Origin of the sequence: Leuconostoc pseudomesenteroides KCTC 3652 (assembly GCF_014634745.1) — a bacterium.
Taxonomy (GTDB): Bacteria; Bacillota; Bacilli; order Lactobacillales; family Lactobacillaceae; genus Leuconostoc; species Leuconostoc pseudomesenteroides.
Genome location: NZ_BMBP01000001.1, coordinates 373324 through 392431 on the forward strand (window position 1 = coordinate 373324; position 19108 = coordinate 392431).

Sequence of the window (19108 nt, forward strand, 5' to 3'; positions counted from 1 at the left end):
ACAATTAGGGGTAAAATAAAATAGAAAAGCTCCCAAGAAAGTCTTGAGAGCTTTTAACGTTTGTCCCAACAAATGGGAGCCCTAATTTATAATACAGAGTTAGTCCTCATTTGTCAAATTGAATTATCTTAAACACCCAGTCAATGTCCCTGTCCATCAAATTCGTCTGGATTGGTTGAAAATTTGATTTGGATCATACTGCTTCGCAATTTGATGAAGGCGACGTCCTGTTTCACTTGGCCAAACACGCTTCGTTTCAGCTTGGCTAATGTCACTAGAATAGGCGCCATAGACCCCTAGGTTTTCCAAATGTAGTGCTTTAAATTGCTGATTCAAGTCATCTGACATTGTTGGATCACACCAAACCGCGATAAAAAATTTAGCCTGTCGGTGTGCCCACGCATTAAAATTAATAGCGCGCATATTTATAGCACCATCAATAGCACGAACTTCAAGACCCATTACACTATCCAAAGCAATTAATTTGGCTAATTTCAGCACAATTTCAGCATCTAATTGATCGACCAACACATTTTTGACATAAGCATCTTGATCCCCCTTGTTGTCCAAATGTGGCGCTTTGACTAAGTCAGCATAACTCATCTGTTGCCATTCATATTCGACAACTTGTTCAAGATTCTTGCTAGCACGCAATAATGTTTTCATTTTGTCTGTTGATTCACCAATCCAGACATTTGTTGCTGTCGCGGCCAGCGGATTCCCCCCCTCCTGCTTAGTAATCATCAAGAGACTAGACAAATCATAGTCACAATTGGCAAGCCATTGCTGCCAATGGCGCAAAAATTGCCATAAATCTTTCAAATCATAACTGATCTTTTGATACATAATTGGGACAGATACACCTTGTGCTGTTTGAGGTACTGCGTCAGCCTGAAACACAAAATTAGTCACAACACCAATTTGAGAACTACCACCCCGTAGCGCCCAAAACAAGTCAGGCTCATGTTCCTCAGAGACGACATGTCGATTCCCATCACCTGTTATAACAGTTGCCGAAATAATACGATCGATCGTCAGTCCTTGTTTTCTGACTAATAAACCGATACCACCAGCCGTTGCGAGACCGCCAACGCCAGTATCGCCAAAGTCACCACTTGATAAAATAAGCCCAGACTGACCAATTTTTGCAGCCACGTCTCCCCAAACTGCACCGCATTGTGTCTCAAATATGCCTTTTTCAGCGTCCAAAACAGTCACACGATTCATCTGAGATAGATCTAGTATAACGCCATTTTGATTAATAGACTGCTTAGTAAGGCCATGCCCGCCGCTTTTAATTGAAAATGGTACGGCATCTTTTGCAAGACGTTGCAATTGTGCCACGTACATAATAACTTCACTCACGTGGGCTTCAGTTTTTGCAACAAATATTAACGCAGGATGACCAACTTGAAAATAATTAGATTGAAAACGGCTGTACTGGTCATCATCAGAATCCAAACATATTGATTGCAGCTCTTCTGGAATTGGTGGCCAATCTTGCGTGCCAGTTTGTTTAATATTTGTCATTCGGAACGCACCCCTCTTTCAGCTTGGTGTGCAGTAATTATCATAAACAACACGTATGTCAACACAGCAAATCCTGCAAAAAACAGAAATGGTAATTTAGTATTAATTTGATAGATAAATGATCCAAACAATGGGGATACAATTCCAGCAATTGCTTGTGTCATAGCAACAGCGCCGGCAACCGCACCTTGATGTTCTTGAGAAACTGTTAATGAAGCGCCTGCTGATAATGAACTCATACCTAACGCCGCGCCAGCACCAATGAAAATATAACTGACAATCATTAACCAATAAGCATTTGCAGAAGCAATGAGTAATAACCCAATCACAATGAGCGGAATACCAATCAGCATCATTTGTCGCGCTGAAAAATTAAAGACTTTGATTTGAAGTATTTGAACAATCATCAACGTAACACCTAAAATAACAAACAAAAATGATGATGTTTTGGCACTTTGGATGACGCTTTGCCCGATGTTGTCATGTAAATATAATGATGTGAGTAATTGTAAGCCGACAACCACAAACATCACTGAGCTACCAACCAACAACCAACTCAATAATTGCACCGAGAAAAATTTGCTTTTTTGCTTTTGGGTTGTTTCGTCATTTTTTGCATTGTCAATTGTGATTTGCTGTTTTGGCAAGATACCTGTCATAATCACTGCAAAAATTAAGAGCAAAACTATCGTTGTGTAAAAAGGTAAATACAAATTGCCTGAGGCCGAAATTAGACCACCAATGATAGGACCCAAAACCATAGCTAGACCGGTAGCAAATCCCAATGAAGACATATCTTTTGCGCGATCTGTTACTGATGAAATGTCTGCCATATAAGCATTAGCAGCCGTTGGCGTTGTGGTCATAAAAATACCTAACAAAAACCTAGTGCCCATTAACGCGTATATCAGCATCGAGCTGGCTGTCGCCGTTCCAATCGCCATGTGGAGCAAGGCGACGTATAGAATGAAAAACGCACCCATACCCAATAGACCAATAATCATAACGATACGTCTGCCAAATGAATCACTCAACTTTCCCCAAATTGGTGCAAAGAGCAGCATGGCGAAAGCACCTAACGAAATCATAATGCCAATTTGACCTGGCATTAAATGTGCTTTTGTTGAAATGGCTGAGAGCACTGGCATCGTAATGTAAATTCCTAAATACGACACAAGTGTTGCCACAAAGAGTTTCTTTTTCATGAATAGAACTTCCCTTCCTGTTGATTAACTATTCTGTTAACTAATCTAAAGAAGTTCTGCTGCTTTTACTATCCTTTTTTGACAAAAGTAGCCCTTTTGAGTATTTTATAAAAATTGACGGCTTAATTGATGTTGTAGAGTTGTCGATACTGTTTTGGTGTCATCTGTGTTTTCTTTTTGAAAATGGCCGAGAATTTACTGACATTACCATAACCAATTCCAGTTGCAATTGATAGTATCTTGGCGTTGCTATTTTTGAGTTGATCGCATGCTTTATCAAATCGCTTCTCAGAAACAAACTGGTGAATTGTCTGTTGATAAGTTGATTTGAATAATTTCTGTAATCTCGTTTGACTAATATGAAATTGATTGGATAGTTGCACAATCGCTATTCTTTTGTCTAAATTTTGTAGCAGAAAATCATGTATCGCATTAATTTTTTTAATATCTTTGGTGGCAAAATATTGTTGTGGGAAAGTACTTTGATATGTTGTGAGATATAGCAACAGTTCAGCAACTTTTAATCTTAAAAATTGGCGTTGATTATGGGTTTCAACTTCCGCAATATCTTTAAAGAGACGATCAATAAATTCAGTTTTCATCAATCGAAAATTTCGATTTGTTAATTGATTTTGAAAAATTTGTTGGCAAATATCAGGATTGCCAACTAAACTAAATAATTCTTCGTCAACTTTTTCTGGATTAACTAAAAAAGTGACACCACGATAATGTCCATCAATAATATTGTAGTTTCTTTGCTCATCTGCTTCTTGAGAAATTTTTAAAAATCCGGGTTCTAAAAATACTGCTTCCCTATGATTGTTAACAGCATGAACATTGCCAGCATAAGCAAAGTCAAGGCGCAATATTTTATTTGGAAAATTAATATTGGCACGATAATGTGCAATATCATAATCATGTAAAATAAAATCAACACCTGGTAATAATTTAATCGCTTGGGGATTAATTGTGGCTGACTGATCAAACAAGAATCGTTTGTAATGGTCCAAATTATCCGACATTTCATGCCATTTTGTTTCTAACATTACGTCTCTTCCCCATCTTTGCGAAATTTATTTAGTAATATTATCATAATAACAACGATCAATTAAAGCAAATAAAAAACAGCAACTTAATGATTGCTGTTTGAACCTTGCTGCATTTTCTTAGCATGCCAAGCACGTGTTGCAAAGAAAACAATGGTCATGATGACTAGAAAAGCAAACCCAACAAGCAATGGTGCTCGTGTATCGGGGTTAATCATCATAAATACCAACGTCACCAATAACATCAAAATCGCAAAATAGTTGGTGTATGGTGCAAATGGCATTTTAAAGGGATGATCTGCCATTAATACCGCATTAGCTTTTCGGAATTTGATTTGGCTAACCAAAATGACAAACCAAGGCACCATACCGGGTAACGTACTGGCTGAATAAACCAGTACAAAAATGCTAGAACTACCATGCCAAAACATGGGCAAAACTGCATTTAAAATGATGCCTAACAAGATACCACCAGAAATCGCTAACACAGGCAGCGTTGGCACACGGTGCTTAGATAATTTCAAAAACTTAGGTGATAATTCTTTTCCCAAAGCCAACGTGTACAGCATGCGACTTGATGAAAAAATTCCCGAATTCAACGCAGACATTGCAGCCGTCATCATGACAAAATTAATGATCCCCGCAGCAGCTGTAATACCTACTCGTGAGAAAGTCTCCACAAATGGTGATCCCACTTGATCTAATTTATCCCAAGGATAGATCGTAATGATAACAAAAATAGCACCAATATAAAATATTAAAATACGCGCAACAATTGATTTAATAGACTTAACAATGGCAACCTGAGGATTGGCGGCTTCACCTGCTGTAATACCAATAATCTCAATTGCTTGATATGATGTAATGACAATTGATAATGCAAAGAAAAATCCTTTTATCCCACCAGCAAAAAATGGTCCGTGCGCCCACAAATTTGAAAAGCCTAAGGGTTGCCAATGATTACCAAATCCTAGTAAAATCACGAGCAATCCTAGAATAATCATGAAGATGATAGTGACAACCTTAATTAACGAAAACCACGTTTCCATTTCACCATAAGCTTTCACCGTCACTAAGTTAGCTGCTGTCAACATCGCTAATACGACAACGCCCGTCACCCAATCGGGAATGTGTGGGAACCAAAAGTCTAAGTAAATGCCCACGGCAATTGTTTCACTAACACCAACTGTCAGCCATTGAAATACATTTGCCCACACCGTGAGATATCCAGCTACGGGATGAATATATTTTGTAGCGTAATTTGCAAAAGAGCCAACCGATGGATCAACATATAACATTTCTCCCAAAGCACGCATCACCAAATACAGCACTAAACCAGCCAATGCGTATGCCAACAGGACAGAAACACCTGTCCATTTAATAGTTGCTGAAGATCCCATGAAAAGGCCGACACCTATCGTGCCACCTAGTGCAATCATCTGCATTTGACGTGATGATAAATCACGATTTAATTCTTTTCCTGCCATAACTCGTCCATCCTCTTTTTTAAACAAATAAAAGCGCCCTCGAATAAAAATTCAAGGGCGCTTTTCGCGCGGTACCACCTTAGTCATATCAGCCGTCATCAAAAATAGCCAATTCATTTCACTCTCATTGGAATAACGACCAATGACACCGGTCATACTTTCACGTGCGCTAATCGTATGTCACTTCGGAGGTAGTTATTCACCATCATTGCTTTGCCACTCTCACCAAGTATGGCATCTCTTCAACAACAACAATAGTTACTTGTCCTCTTCAACGTTTTCATCAATAATACACTAATTTACTATTTTAAGCAAATAAAAAACAGAATTCCTAAGAATTCTGTTTTTTGTGGATCACCCAAGGTCGCCTGATTAACTCAGTGCTCCCGCTCGGATTCGAACCGAGGACCTTGGGATTAAAAATCCCCTACTCTAACCAACTGAGTTACAGGAGCATTTCTTATGCCTTAGCACATTTATATATATTACAGACTTTTCTAAAAAAAAGCAACCCCTTTTTTCAACTAAGTTGTATTCTTTTAACAGGCCCTGAACATCTAGTTAACACCTCCATATTTTCGTAGTTACAAATTTTCTTATATCACTCATTTTTAAGCTCAAATTAATCTATATGACTTGTTCTTCATCCTTTTCAGCTAAATGAAACACATGCCAGATAGTAATGGCAATAATCCAAGCAACAACAAACAACCCAACCAAGATGATACCCATTTGATTAAAATCCAGCGCGTTTGCCCATCTCGTTAAACCATTTTGCCAGCCAAGCATGACGGAAAATGATTGAATAAAGTCCACAAACCCAATGAACCCAGCAGCTAAAATAGAAATGCCTGTAATCGTCAAATTATAATAGACTTTTCGATATGGTGATGAAAATACCCAATGATATGTTGTACTCATAAAGAAGCCGTCAACAGTATCCATCAAACACATCCCCGCAGTAAACAGCAACGGAAAAGCCATGGTTGAATACCATGGTATTCCCTCATTAGCAGCGGTAGCAGACGTGGCCAAAACCGCAATTTGTGTCGCAGTATCAAAGCCTAAACCAAACAAAAAACCAACGATTGCCACTTGCCAATTATGCTTGATCATGCCCAATAACTTCAAAAACAAACGATATATTTTAGAGGTGTTAACTTGTTCCTGCTTATCATCCACACCATTGCGATGATGCATTGCCGTAAATTTCACCCAAATATCACGCAAAATAAAACTATTGACAATAGCTAACATTATCAACATAGCAGCTGCAATTGAAGTCCCTAAGGCGCCACCAATATGTTCAAAAACCGGCATGGCATGTTTGGCCCACTCGACAAATAAAACTGTTGCCATTGCCATCAATACCACAACCATTGAATGACCAAATGAAAAACTGAAGCCGACACCGCGCGTATTTTTGCCATCATTTAGCATTTTACGCGTCATGTTATCAATGGCAGCAATATGATCGACATCAAATGCATGCCTTAGTCCCATGGTGAACGACAAATAAGCCATTGCTATCATTTCAGGATACTGCGCAGCACTGGTCATTAATAACATTATTCCTGAAATTAAAAAAAGGACGATTATTGCACCATAGCGCATTGCATCTGACTGTAACGTTGTTTGTTTTTGTGTGCTTAACATCATGTTTTTTCTTCTCCTTGCACTGTAAAAATAAGATTATCATAGGATATATTCTCTGGTAAACATAGCGAACAAATGGTGTCCTTAGTAGACAAATTATGTCCTTTCAACATGCTACTTTGACGAGAAGGTGATCGATAATCGCTGACTACATTTGTTGCTTTGAGTGCATCAACACAAAAACACCCCAACCATATTAAAGTTGGGGTGTTTTTAATGTTGTCCCAACTATCTACCAAACGATTTTTATTTAGTAGATAGTCACTCAAAGAACCTACTAAACCTCAATTGAGGAGTAGGTAGAGGAGAGAATGATTGACTTGCTTCATTGTTTTATGCATAATTTTACCTCTTTTTTTGTTATTTATTTAACAATATAATTAAAATTATATTATTAAATTTTCATTTTGTCAAACGTTTAATAATAAAATCCGTGACGATAATCCCATGACGAGAAAATATCACTCATAATTTTCATGATTTTGTCGACATCTAATCCTTTACGAATAACGATTGGTGCTGGTTGAACACCAACAGCACCATTTTGTTCTGGGATAAGCTGACCTGCTTCGTCAACCATTGATACCATCACACCTTGTTCGTAACGTGTGTCCAGCGTCTTATCAGGTTGAATTGATGCCACATAATCATCGGCCTCAATAATTAGGTCAGCAGCATTTTCAATTTGATCACCAATACCAGCTACCAAACCACGGTTTCCTTTACCAGAAGGATTAGCTGAACTTGCAAACGAGAACTTGCCATACTTTTCCCACATTTCTTTGGCGATATTTTCACTTGGTGTACCAAACTTGATAACAAAACAACTCGTTTCACGTTGATCCATCATCAAATCTTTTGTACCGTCATTTGGTATCTTGCTCTTAGCTTCTGCTTGCCATGGTAAGATGCACCCCAACAAAATATCCTCATTCCAATGTTGTTGATACATTTGTTCGATTTCTGGTGTCATTTGCGCTAATTCTTTAACTTGTTCTACTGAACCACATAATACGACACCTGGCTTGTTACGCTTGCGATTTTTGGCAGCAAACTTTCTTTCTAATCCTTTATCGTCTGAAGTCATGATAATGTAACCCACTTTTGTTGGACTCACAATCATTCCGCCATCTTCTTTCAAGATATTAATGGCTTCAGCTTGAACGCCACCATTCCAATGAATCTTTGCTGTTGTTGCTTCTGTCATGATAAAATACCATCCTTTTAATATATTGCTTTTTGTTTCTGATTTATAAATGATTTGCTCGTTTATCCAAAATTTGGTCGTTGCTTTTCAAACGCTGAAATCAATTTTTCATATTTCATTGTGTTATCAATATCGTCTTCACCATTGATAAATTTTTCTTTCCATTGTGAATTAATATCAAAATGGAAAATATTATTTTTATAAGTCACAGTTTGTTCAGGTAAATCAATTTGAATAGTTTCATCTGCTTGAATGCCTCGCAATATTTTCCGATTTTCTTCAGGCAACACAATTGGTAGCAAGCCATTCTTGGTTGAATTCATGTAAAAAATGTCTGAAAATCCGCCGCCAATTACTGCTCTAAATCCATAATCCGTTAACGCCCATACTGCATGTTCTCGTGATGATCCTGATCCAAAGTCATTGCCTGTAATCAAAATTGAAGCACCCTTATGTTCTGGTTTGTTTAGCTCGAATGCCTCATTTAATGAGCCGTCGGTATTGTAACGCCAGTCATAAAATAAATCTTTCCCAAATCCGGTTTTCAAAATGTTTTTCAAAAATTGTTTAGGCAAGATAATATCAGTATTAATGTTGTCATTTGGAATCACAACCGCTCTGCCTACTTCGCTTACAAAAGCTTCCATATTATCCCCCTATACAAATTCATCTGTCGTAATATCAACAAAGTGACCAGCAATTCCTGCCGCAGCAACCATCGCTGGAGAAGCCAAATGCGTTCTTGATCCTGCCCCTTGGCGTCCAATGAAGTTTCTATTTGATGTTGACGCAACATGTTTGCCAGCCGGTATTTTGTCAGGATTCATTGCCAAACATGCTGAGCATCCTGGTTCACGCCATTCACACCCAGCATCTTTAAATATTTTAGCAATGCCTGTTTTAATTGCACGATTTCTAATGGCACGACTACCTGGCACGATCCATGCAGTGACGTTGGGCGCTAAATGATGCCCTTTCATCATATTTGCAGCAATTTCAAGATCTTCGTAACGGCTGTTCGTGCATGAGCCAATGAAAATGTAATCCAAATTAATATCAACTGGCTTCATATTGGGGTGTAAACCAATATATTCATAGGCATTAGCATCATTTTCATCTTTAATTTCTGGCAAATACTGATCAACAGCTGTTGCCATGCCTGGATTTGTTCCCCATGTCACCATCGGCTTCAAATTTGATACATCAAAGGTCAGTATCTTATCAAAATCACTTTCATCATCTGTATAGAATTGTGACCAATACTCTTTTGCAGTTTCAAAATTCTTGGGTGCTTGTTCACGACCCTCAATGTAATCAAATGTCGTTTGATCTGGCTGTACCATACCAGTTCTTGAACCAGCTTCAATTGACATGTTACACATCGTCATACGTGCTTCCATTGAAAGATTTTCAACAGTTTCTCCGTAAAATTCAATCGCATAGCCGACACCAAATGACACCCCATATTTAGCAATGATGCCCATGATAATGTCTTTGGCGTACGTATTTTTAGGCAGCTTCCCAGTAACCTTAATCCCCATGGTTTTTGGTTTCACCTGCCAAATCGTTTGAGTCGCTAGCACGTGCTCAACTTCGGAAGTACCAATACCAAAGGCGATTGCGCCAAACGCACCGTGAGTTGCTGTATGGGAATCACCACATACGATTACTTTTGCAGGCTGTGTTAGACCGCGTTCGGGTCCCACAATATGCACAATGCCTTGTTTGTCATCACCAATTGATGCTAATGGGATGTTAAATTCTTTCGTGTTTTTGACTAATGTGTCCATCTGCAATCGAGACATTTGATCTTGCACATTAAATATATCTTTCGTTGGTACATTATGATCCATGGTTGCAAAAGTTAGATCTGGTCGTCTCACCCGGCGATTTGTACTTCTCAACCCATCAAAGGGTTGAGGCGAGGTCACTTCATGTACCAAATGCAAATCGACATAAATCAGTTGAGCCTCACCAACTTCCCCAGTAATGACGTGTTTTTCCCAAATTTTATCAAATAGTGTTTTGCTCATTTTATATCCGCCGATTCATATTTTTTGATGTAATCAATCATTTTTTGTGTGACTTCATCGGTCGTCATTGTGCCACCCATGTCTGGCGTCACATAGTGATTTTCAATAACGTAATCTACTGCTGCAGTAATTTTATTGGCAATCTTTTTTTCATCAAAGCTTTCTGATAACATCATTGCTACCGTATTCACCATAGAAATGGGGTTGGCTATGCCTTGACCAGCAATATCAGGTGCTGAACCGTGAATTGGTTCATACAAATTAGGACCGCTTTCACCAACTGACATAGATGGTATTTGCCCAATGGAGCCTGTAATTTGTGCTGCTTCATCACTTAAAATGTCCCCAAACAAATTAGGTATAATCACAACATCAAATGTTGCGGGCTTAGTCATAATTGCCATTGTCATCGCGTCAACATAATAATCGTCGATTGTTACATCTGGGTAACTTTCGCCAATTTCATGAGCAATCCTTCGCCAAAACTTTGATGTAGCCAATACATTCGACTTATCAACAATCGTGACATGCTTACGCCGCCTTTGCGCCATTTTAAAACCTTGGTGCATAATACGAGTCACTTCTTCTTCACTGTAATACATCGTATCAATGGCTTGATGTGCTTCGAGCTTACGTGGTTTTCCAAAATAAGCACCAGAGGTCAGCTCACGAACGATTACAAAATCCGTATTTTCAACATACTCTGGCTTCAGTGGTGAGCGGTCAATTTGCGCTTGAGTCACTTTTGTTGGCCGTATATTAGCAAATAAATTAAGTTTTGATCTAATTTCTAATAACCCTTGTTCTGGGCGTCGTGGCGCATTATCCCATTTCGGTCCACCAATTGCACTAAGGAGCACCGCATCAGCTTGCTTTGAAACATCAATAGTCGATTGGGGTAAAGGATCACCAGCTCGATCAATACCATCACCACCAAAAGGTGCATCTATAAGTTCATAGGAAAATGCTTCATTCCTTGTCGCAGCATCTAATACTGATAACCCGGCTGTCATGATTTCCGGACCAATATAATCGCCTTTTAAAACTACTATTTTTTTAACGGATGTCATATTATTGATAACTCACCATTTCTTTTTCTGCAACGACTTGCATAATCACCTTTAATTGCTCATCTGTAATCAAATCAGACGCTTCAGCAACTAACTTAAAAATAGGAAAAATTATTTTCATATCATCACGCGTCACCTCATAACCTAAGCTATTTAGTTTTGACATGACGGCATGCGATCCTGACAATTTACCTAAAGGTAAGGACGCCGTAGCACCAACCATTTCTGGCTTCAAAATCTCATATGTTTCTGGATTTTTTAAGTAGCCATCTTGATGAATACCAGATTCATGAGCAAAGGCATTGCGTCCCATAATTGGTTTATTACCCGCAACTGGCATGTGGGTTGCGCGTGCGACAACGTCAGAAATAGTTTTCGACTGCGCTAGGACAATATCCGTTTCAACATTAAACTTTTCATGACGCACTTGAATCGCTGCGGCTGCTTCAATCATGTCAACATTTCCAGCGCGTTCACCAATACCATTAATTGTGCCCTGAATTTCCGTCGCCCCATGCGCAATGCCTGCCAAAGCATTAGCTGTTGCCATTCCCAAATCATTATGCGTATGAGTTGACCAACCAACTGTGTCAAAACCAATAATATTTTGACGTAAGTTTTCAAAAACCTCACCATATTCTTCTGGCGTATCATAACCAACTGTGTCTGGTATGTTAATCATTGTTGCTCCGGCGTCAATGGCTGTTTGCACGCTGGCTACCAAAAAATCAGGTTCAGTTCTCGTCGCGTCTTCAGGTGAAAACACAATGTCTTGCATATATTGCTTAGTAAAAGTAACGTCTGCTTTGATTTTGTCCAATATTTCTTCTTTAGTCATGTGCAATTTGAACTCACGATGAATGGGTGAAGTTGCAATGAACACGTGAATCATTGGATGTTTTGCATTCTTAGTTGCCTCAATAACGGCATTAATATCGTTTCTGACCATTCGTGCCAAACCGACAACTTTTGCATTATCCACAACTTCTGCAATTTTTTTAACTTCCTCAAAATCTTTCTGAGAAGCCGCAGGAAATCCCGCTTCAATGGCGGCAACGCCATAATTATCCAGTCCTTTTGCTATTTCAATCTTTTCGTCAATTGAAAAGTTAACCCCAATTGTTTGTTCACCATCACGCATTGTTGTGTCATAAAAAGTTACTTTGCTTGCCATAATTTTCTCCTTAAATTAAAATCCCGGATTAGTCAATATGACTAGTCCGGGATTATGCACTCACATCCTTTTATTCACTAGCCATTAGATAAATACCTAACAACTAGCTCAAAAGCTCAACTTGTTAGGGTAGTCTAAGCAAGTTGAGGAGAAGGGCTGCGTTTGTTTTGTTAATTTGTACTGTGGCCTGATTTCTCATGTGAAACACTTCCTTTTAATTTAATAATCCAATCATAGCGGGTATGTCATTTATCGTCAATTTTCAGGTGTATTTTATTCCAAATTTATATAATTTTGCCACGCTATAATCCTAACGCCATTTTAGCGTATCGTGACATTCTATTGATTTCCCAAGCTGGTTGCCAAGTGAGTTCAACTTTGGTTGTCTTAACTTCAGGCAAAATTTTTAATGCGTCATCAATCATTTCTTCCAACACACCAATCAGCGGGCACCCCATTGTTGTCAACGTCATATTAACAGTGACGTCACCGCTTGCGCTGATAGCAACACCGTTAATTAGTCCCAAATTAACGATATCCACTCGCAGTTCTGGGTCAATGACCGTTGTCAAAGCATCCATAATACTTGCCTCAATTTTTTGATTCATAGCTTATCCTACCGATCCCACCATTTCAAATTTCATTAATCGATTTAACTCAACCGCATATTCCATTGGCAGCTCTTTTGTGAATGGCTCAATAAAGCCCATAATAATCATCTCTGTGGCTTTTTCAGCAGAAATACCACGTGTCATGAGATAATACAATTGCTCTTCGGAAACACGTGAAACTTTTGCCTCATGTTCCATCGACACATTGCCATTCAAAATTGTATTATATGGAATCGTATCGGCTGACGATTTATCATCAACTAAAATTGTGTCACACTCGACGTGAGCAAATGACCCATCAGACTCGCGACCAAATTTCACTGTACCGCGATAATCTGTGGCACCACCATCGTGTGCAATTGATTTTGAAATGATAGATGACGAGGTATTTTTGGCATTATGAATCATTTGCGCGCCAGAATCTAAATTAACGCCTTCGCCAGCAACGGCAATTGATAACATGGTGCCTTTTGCACCCTCGCCCTCCAAATAAACTGATGGATATTTCATCGTGGTTTTTGAACCAAAATTACCATCAACCCATTCCATTGTGGCATTTTCATGCGCTGCTGCACGTTTTGTTTCCAATGAATAGACATTATTTGACCAGTTTTGAATCGTCGTGTAGCGGCAATAGCCATCTTTTTTAATAATCACTTCTACCACAGCAGCATGCAGCGCATCCCCTGAATACATTGGTGCTGAACACCCTTCAACATAATCAACATGTGCCCCTTCGTCAACAACAATCAATGTCCGTTCAAACTGACCCTCATTTTCAGTATTAATTCGAAAATAAGACTGAATCGGTGTCGTCACGTGGACACCTTTCGGTACATAAATGAATGTACCACCAGACCAAACTGCTGAATTTAAGGCCGCTAATTTATTGTTGGTTGGTTTGACAAGTGACCCAAAGTATTCTTGAATAAGCTCGGGATATTCTTGGACCGCAGTATCTGTGTCGGTAAAAATAATCCCTGTCTTAGCAAATTCTTCTTTCATGCGATGGTAAACCACTTCGGACTCATATTGTGCAGAAGAGCCGGCTAGCCACTTCCGTTCGGCTTCTGGAACACCCAAGCGTTCAAAGGTGGCTTTCAATTCCGCTGGCACGTCATCCCAGTCACGATATTTGTCATTGGTTGGCTTGTTATAGTAATAAATATCATCAAAATTGATTTCGCTTAGATCCGGTCCCCATTGCTGCATTGGCATTTTGAGATATGTTTGATATGCTTGCAATCGGTAATCCAGCATCCACTCCGGTTCATTTTTTTTAGCTGAGATTTGACGGATAATGTTTTCATTTAGTCCTTTACCCGTCGAAAAAACTGCTTGATAATCGTCTTGAAAGCCTAATTCAGTCGCCTTATCATTTGAAATAGCTGCCTTTGTTTGATCAATAGCTACTTGTCTGTCTATTTCCATGCTTGCACCCCTCTTATTTTTCTATTGCTAATAATTCTGCCAAAGCATGCCATGCTAAAGTTGCACACTTGATTCGCGTTGGGAATTTAGTCACACCTGAAAGAATTTGCGCTTCCCCAAGAGCGTTATAATTTCCCGCTTCGCCACGAACCATTTTTGAAAATTGATCTACTAGCTGAGTAATCTGGCTGGTATTTTTCCCGATAACTAAATCCGTCATTATCGAAGCGGAAGATTTCGATATAGCACAACCATCCCCATAAAAATGAATATCAGTCACAATATCATGATCTATATTAAAAGCCAAATCAATGACATCACCACAGGTCGGATTATACTTTCGAATATGATAATTTTCGGTTCCCAACATAGGCTGATAATGGTGCGGATGTTGCGCGTATGCCATAATCGTTTGACGGTACAAATAATCTAAATTATGCAAACTCACGGTTAAAGTACTCCTTAATTTTTCCTAAGGTGGCAACAAAGCGATCAATTTCTTGACGTGTATTATAGATGTAAAAACTAACACGAACAGTCGCAGCAACATCTAAATAATGCATCAGTGGCTGTGCACAATGGTGTCCTGCTCGTACCGCAATACCTTCTTGATCCAATGCAGTCGCTAAATCATGCGCATGAATACCCGCTATATTAAATGCGATTACACCAGTGTGCTGTTCACTTTCTTGCGGACCATAGACAGTCAGACCATCAATACTTTTAAGCTTTGGCAAAGCATAATCAACAAGTGATTGTTCGTATTTCGCTACCTCAAACATCCCGATATTTGTTAGATAGTCCACAGCAGCTCCCAGACCAATAGCACCAGCAATATTTGGTGTCCCCGCTTCAAAGCGCCAAGGCAATGGTTGAAACGTTGCTTCATGTAAATCGACAAATTCAATCATTTCGCCACCAAATTGTGCTGGTCGCATTTGATTTAACACATCATACCTGCCGTACAGCACACCAATACCGGTTGGTCCCAGCATTTTATGACCTGAAAAAGCAAAAAAATCAACACCCATTTCTTGCACGTCTATTGCCATGTGAGGCACTGATTGTGCCCCGTCAGCAATCATGATGGCACCGTGTTCATGTGCCATCTGAGCTAATTTTTTAATTGGATTGACCACACCCAACACGTTCGAAGCATGAGTAACTGATACGATTTTGGTTTTATCAGACAGTTTTGCTTCGGCATCCGCCAAGTCTAAGGTACCGTCTTCTTTAAGAGCAATATATTTCAAGCTAGCACCAACCCGCTTGGCCAACTGTTGCCACGGAACAATATTAGAATGATGTTCCATGTACGATAAGAGAATTTCATCTCCTTGTTTAACATTTTCTACACCATAAGTACTTGCCAGCCAATTCAACGATTCAGTTGTGCCACGTGTGAACAACACTTCTTCTCGCCTTTTGGCATGTATCAATTTTTGGACCTTGTCTCGCGCTTTTTCATATAAATTGGTAGCACGTTGTGATAATTCATAAATACCACGATGCACATTAGCATTGTCGTTTTGATAGTAATCAGTGATGGCATCGATGACAAATTGAGGTTTCTGCGAAGTTGCAGCGCTATCGAAATATATCAGAGGTTCGCCATTAATTTTTTGGTTAAGTATTGGAAAATCAGTTTGATTCATCTTCATGTTTTAACTTTCTGTCAATTTCCGTCACTACCTGCTGTTGCGCTTCCTTTGTTGGCATTTTTGCTAATACTTCACCCATAAATCCGCGAATAACCAGTTTTCGAGCAACTTGTTCACTAATGCCTCGACTCATTAAATAATACATTTGATCCTCATCAACACGACCAACGGAAGCGGCATGACCAGCAGTCACATCATTTTCATCAATTAATAATAGTGGATTAGCATCACCGCGTGCTCGACGTGATAACATCAAAACACGTGACTCTTGTTGTGCATCTGAACCCTGTGCGCCTTTAATAATTTTGCCAATACCGTTAAATACTAGAGTTGAGCGGTTTAAAATGACACCTCGCTGGAAAATATGCCCTAATGTATGCCGCCCACGATTCAAGATAGTGGTCACAAATCCTTGTGTTTGCTTTTTAGTTGTCAGCCCAATGACATTGGCATGTGAGGTAGCCCCCTCACCATTCAATTGACTAGCTAAGCGGATTATCGCATTGCCATCATTAAATTCAGCATTTTGCCAATCAAGTGTGGCATGGTCTCTCACTTCAGCCTCACGATTAATATAAGCTGTTGTTTGCTCGTTAAAGGCGTCAATATTAGCATAAGTTACTTGGGCACCAACATCAGCGATGACTTCAACAACAACTGAAGCTTTGGTTTTTTGATCGCTTATCGTGTGTATTTCTTGCAAAATATCCACCTTAGCATTTGCACCAATATAAACAAAAATACGCGCAACCAAATCTTTGCCAGAGGCAGCCAAATGATTTAATGTTAAATGCAAAACGTCATCAAATTGGACGTTTTCTGGGATATATACAAAAATTCCTGTATTAAATTGCGCAAAATTTTGTGCGGATAAACGATCGGTTGTCTTAGTAATGACGGTGCCAACCATTTTTTCTAGCAGAGCCGGATAGTCGATTTTTGCTTGAACCATGCTCATCAAAATCACACCTTGAGCAGTCAACGCCTCGGTCAAATGTTGGTAGGTTGTCGATAATCCACTCACTTCGATACCATTTTCTTTATTTTTCATAAAAAATGGTGTCGTGGCTGTTTCAGTGGCTGGTATCATATCATCTAGTTGCCACGCGTTATACCGTACTTTGGCAAATGTAGGCAATGGTAAAGATTGGATTGCATGAGTATCAGCCATATTAATCCTCCACAAAATATGAGTTCACATCTTCGTCAGTTAACTGAACACTCAAACCCAATTCATCTCGAAGACCAGCATAGCCTTCAGTTTCCAGCTTTTTGGCCAATTCGGCGCCACCTGTTTTGACAATTTTGCCGCCCATCATCACATGAACAAAGTCTGGCACAATATAATCCAGAAGTCGCTGATAGTGAGTAATCATTAACGCGCCAAAATCGCTAGATCGCATGTCATTAACGCCTCGGGAAACAACTTTCAAAGCATCAATATCTAATCCTGAGTCAATTTCATCCAAAATCGCAATTTTTGGTTCAATCATCATCATTTGCAAAATTTCATTGCGCTTTTTCTCCCCGCCTGAGAAACCTTCATTAAGATAACGTTCCGCCATTTCTTCAGACATAGATAAAAATTCACGTTTTTCATCCAGTTTTTCAATGAATGACATAACACCAATTTGATCATCTTCTGGACGACGCGCGTTAATGGCTGCCCGCATGAATTCAGCGTTGGTCACGCCTTGAATTTCTGATGGGTATTGCATGGCTAAAAACAAACCGGCGCGTGCGCGTTGGTCAACTGACATGTCAGCTAAATCTTGATCGTCAATGGTAATATGACCTTCAGTCACCTCATAAGCTGGATGTCCCATAATGGTTTGCGATAGTGTCGATTTACCAGTACCGTTTGGTCCCATAATGGCATGAATTTCACCAGTATTAACAACCAAATTAACCCCTTTCAAAATTTCTTTTCCTGCCACTGAGACATGTAAGTTTTCAACCTTGAGTGTTGTCATTTTTATTTCCCCCTTTGCGTTGACTGAGCTTTTTTAGGATAGCTTCGTTATTATGTATTTTAGCAATTACACGCGCATTTTCAATCATTTCATTGACAATAAATTTTTGACTATGCCACATGTCGCTTGCTTGCACCAATTGCCAGAAGAAGTTTTCCAAAAAATAGGTGCTATCACTGGCATTGGCTAAATCAATTCCATAAGTGGCTAACATCATTGCCACTTGATAATTTTTCATCAACATCTGATATTCTGCTAGTAGATAGACAATTGCTTCTTGGCAACCGGTGTGGTCATTGACAGCATTTGATTTTTGATGACGCCACACGTCTTCAAACGCTTGTTGCGCCTTGGTAAATTGACCACATCGATAATAATAATGACTGGTTATCGCATAAAACAATAATTTGTATTGTTGATTGAAACACGCAATATCAATGTGCGATACCAATTTCTTCGCTTGATTATCATCTTGCAACAAAATTACCGTATAAAAGTATTTGGCGATTTGATAGGTTGACAACTCTTTATCAAGCATTTTATCCAGCGCTACTTGTTCAATATTCTTTTTAAATTGCGTAACATTTTGGTAAAATAGTGCTTTTAAAGCCTGTGTCAGTAGCTTTTCATTGCGTGTTTGATGTGAAGAAACTGCTATTGGAAACACATCATTTAATGTCAATCCTATTCTTTCACACAGCGCTACCATAATCTCAAATGATGGAATTTGTTGATGTTTTTCAAATTTTGAAAGTGTGGCTTGCGTGCAAATACCTGAACAAAGCGCAACCTGCGATATCTTGAGATGTTTTCTCGTCTTAATAAATTTTTCTATGTTGATCATGTTTCTCCCAAAAGCTACAAAAAAGCACCTAACTGTCAAAACAGTTAGGTGCTTAATCCGATATCCCAACCGTCTACTCTATTTCTGAAAGAAAATAGTAGACGATTAACACAAAATAGCCTACTAGTCACGTGAGGACAAGGAGGGCAAAAAATGTGTTGTTCAATTGTGTTGTTATCT

At 39.1% G+C, this 19108-nt stretch carries 17 protein-coding genes and 1 tRNA gene; all 18 read right to left on the reverse strand.

Annotated features, from left to right (window positions below):
- Positions 1–156 precede the first annotated feature (156 nt).
- On the reverse strand, positions 157–1530 hold the full coding sequence (locus IEU65_RS01805) for an FAD-binding oxidoreductase (RefSeq protein WP_010285840.1): 1374 nt from the start codon (positions 1528–1530) through the stop codon (positions 157–159).
- A complete protein-coding gene (locus IEU65_RS01810; RefSeq protein ID WP_010285838.1) occupies positions 1527–2735 on the reverse strand; it encodes an MFS transporter in 1209 nt (402 codons plus the stop codon). The genes IEU65_RS01805 and IEU65_RS01810 overlap by 4 nt, the downstream gene beginning before the upstream one ends.
- A gap of 122 nt (positions 2736–2857) precedes the next feature.
- Positions 2858–3781 (reverse strand): helix-turn-helix domain-containing protein, encoded by a 924-nt coding sequence (locus IEU65_RS01815; RefSeq protein ID WP_010285836.1) that lies wholly within the window; start codon positions 3779–3781, stop codon positions 2858–2860.
- 86 nt (positions 3782–3867) lie between these two features.
- Complete coding sequence (locus IEU65_RS01820; protein ID WP_010285834.1) at positions 3868–5268, reverse strand: amino acid permease; 1401 nt, start codon at positions 5266–5268, stop codon at positions 3868–3870.
- Positions 5269–5649: 381 nt separating this feature from the next.
- Positions 5650–5723: transfer RNA gene (locus tag IEU65_RS01825), tRNA-Lys, on the reverse strand.
- Positions 5724–5895: 172 nt separating this feature from the next.
- Positions 5896–6927, reverse strand: a complete 1032-nt coding sequence (locus tag IEU65_RS01830; RefSeq protein WP_010285830.1) for a HoxN/HupN/NixA family nickel/cobalt transporter — start codon at positions 6925–6927, stop codon at positions 5896–5898.
- 415 nt (positions 6928–7342) lie between these two features.
- A complete protein-coding gene (locus IEU65_RS01835) occupies positions 7343–8131 on the reverse strand; it encodes an L-threonylcarbamoyladenylate synthase (RefSeq protein ID WP_147651272.1) in 789 nt (262 codons plus the stop codon).
- 62 nt (positions 8132–8193) lie between these two features.
- On the reverse strand, positions 8194–8778 hold the full coding sequence (gene leuD / locus IEU65_RS01840) for a 3-isopropylmalate dehydratase small subunit (protein ID WP_010295047.1): 585 nt from the start codon (positions 8776–8778) through the stop codon (positions 8194–8196).
- A gap of 9 nt (positions 8779–8787) precedes the next feature.
- Positions 8788–10164: a 3-isopropylmalate dehydratase large subunit gene (leuC, locus tag IEU65_RS01845; RefSeq protein ID WP_010295055.1), complete on the reverse strand. Its 1377-nt coding sequence runs from the start codon at positions 10162–10164 to the stop codon at positions 8788–8790.
- On the reverse strand, positions 10161–11234 hold the full coding sequence (leuB, locus tag IEU65_RS01850) for a 3-isopropylmalate dehydrogenase (RefSeq protein ID WP_010295060.1): 1074 nt from the start codon (positions 11232–11234) through the stop codon (positions 10161–10163). The genes leuC and leuB overlap by 4 nt, the downstream gene beginning before the upstream one ends.
- A gap of 1 nt (position 11235) precedes the next feature.
- Complete coding sequence (locus tag IEU65_RS01855; protein ID WP_147651271.1) at positions 11236–12408, reverse strand: 2-isopropylmalate synthase; 1173 nt, start codon at positions 12406–12408, stop codon at positions 11236–11238.
- A gap of 302 nt (positions 12409–12710) precedes the next feature.
- On the reverse strand, positions 12711–13016 hold the full coding sequence (locus tag IEU65_RS01860; RefSeq protein ID WP_004915505.1) for a metal-sulfur cluster assembly factor: 306 nt from the start codon (positions 13014–13016) through the stop codon (positions 12711–12713).
- A 3-nt stretch (positions 13017–13019) separates the two neighbouring features.
- The gene (sufB, locus tag IEU65_RS01865) at positions 13020–14450 is read right to left on the reverse strand and encodes a Fe-S cluster assembly protein SufB (RefSeq protein WP_147651270.1); all 1431 of its coding nucleotides are present in this window, start codon (positions 14448–14450) and stop codon (positions 13020–13022) included.
- A gap of 13 nt (positions 14451–14463) precedes the next feature.
- Positions 14464–14898: a Fe-S cluster assembly sulfur transfer protein SufU gene (gene sufU, locus IEU65_RS01870; protein WP_010291391.1), complete on the reverse strand. Its 435-nt coding sequence runs from the start codon at positions 14896–14898 to the stop codon at positions 14464–14466.
- Positions 14885–16111, reverse strand: coding sequence for an aminotransferase class V-fold PLP-dependent enzyme (locus tag IEU65_RS01875; protein WP_031941249.1), 1227 nt, complete (start codon positions 16109–16111; stop codon positions 14885–14887). The genes sufU and IEU65_RS01875 overlap by 14 nt, the downstream gene beginning before the upstream one ends.
- Entirely contained in the window at positions 16092–17282 is a 1191-nt protein-coding gene (gene sufD / locus IEU65_RS01880; protein WP_010291395.1) for a Fe-S cluster assembly protein SufD, read from the reverse strand. Before sufD ends, IEU65_RS01875 begins: the two co-directional genes overlap by 20 nt.
- Before the next feature lies 1 nt (position 17283).
- Positions 17284–18084, reverse strand: a complete 801-nt coding sequence (sufC, locus tag IEU65_RS01885; RefSeq protein WP_010291396.1) for a Fe-S cluster assembly ATPase SufC — start codon at positions 18082–18084, stop codon at positions 17284–17286.
- Positions 18065–18928, reverse strand: coding sequence for a helix-turn-helix domain-containing protein (locus tag IEU65_RS01890; protein ID WP_010291397.1), 864 nt, complete (start codon positions 18926–18928; stop codon positions 18065–18067). The genes sufC and IEU65_RS01890 overlap by 20 nt, the downstream gene beginning before the upstream one ends.
- Positions 18929–19108 lie beyond the last annotated feature (180 nt).

Excerpts from the sequence above, each read along its gene's own strand:
- leuC (WP_010295055.1), bottom strand. The coding sequence starts at position 10,164 with ATGAGCAAAACACTATTTGATAAAATTTGGGAAAAACACGTCATTACT.
- leuB (WP_010295060.1), bottom strand. The coding sequence starts at position 11,234 with ATGACATCCGTTAAAAAAATAGTAGTTTTAAAAGGCGATTATATTGGT.
- IEU65_RS01875 (WP_031941249.1), bottom strand. The coding sequence starts at position 16,111 with ATGAAGATGAATCAAACTGATTTTCCAATACTTAACCAAAAAATTAAT.
- IEU65_RS01805 (WP_010285840.1), bottom strand. The coding sequence starts at position 1,530 with ATGACAAATATTAAACAAACTGGCACGCAAGATTGGCCACCAATTCCA.
- IEU65_RS01815 (WP_010285836.1), bottom strand. The coding sequence starts at position 3,781 with ATGTTAGAAACAAAATGGCATGAAATGTCGGATAATTTGGACCATTAC.
- IEU65_RS01835 (WP_147651272.1), bottom strand. The coding sequence starts at position 8,131 with ATGACAGAAGCAACAACAGCAAAGATTCATTGGAATGGTGGCGTTCAA.
- sufB (WP_147651270.1), bottom strand. The coding sequence starts at position 14,450 with ATGGAAATAGACAGACAAGTAGCTATTGATCAAACAAAGGCAGCTATT.
- IEU65_RS01830 (WP_010285830.1), bottom strand. The coding sequence starts at position 6,927 with ATGATGTTAAGCACACAAAAACAAACAACGTTACAGTCAGATGCAATG.
- IEU65_RS01810 (WP_010285838.1), bottom strand. The coding sequence starts at position 2,735 with ATGAAAAAGAAACTCTTTGTGGCAACACTTGTGTCGTATTTAGGAATT.
- IEU65_RS01820 (WP_010285834.1), bottom strand. The coding sequence starts at position 5,268 with ATGGCAGGAAAAGAATTAAATCGTGATTTATCATCACGTCAAATGCAG.
- leuD (WP_010295047.1), bottom strand. The coding sequence starts at position 8,778 with ATGGAAGCTTTTGTAAGCGAAGTAGGCAGAGCGGTTGTGATTCCAAAT.
- IEU65_RS01860 (WP_004915505.1), bottom strand. The coding sequence starts at position 13,016 with ATGAATCAAAAAATTGAGGCAAGTATTATGGATGCTTTGACAACGGTC.
- sufC (WP_010291396.1), bottom strand. The coding sequence starts at position 18,084 with ATGACAACACTCAAGGTTGAAAACTTACATGTCTCAGTGGCAGGAAAA.
- IEU65_RS01855 (WP_147651271.1), bottom strand. The coding sequence starts at position 12,408 with ATGGCAAGCAAAGTAACTTTTTATGACACAACAATGCGTGATGGTGAA.
- IEU65_RS01890 (WP_010291397.1), bottom strand. The coding sequence starts at position 18,928 with ATGATCAACATAGAAAAATTTATTAAGACGAGAAAACATCTCAAGATA.
- sufD (WP_010291395.1), bottom strand. The coding sequence starts at position 17,282 with ATGGCTGATACTCATGCAATCCAATCTTTACCATTGCCTACATTTGCC.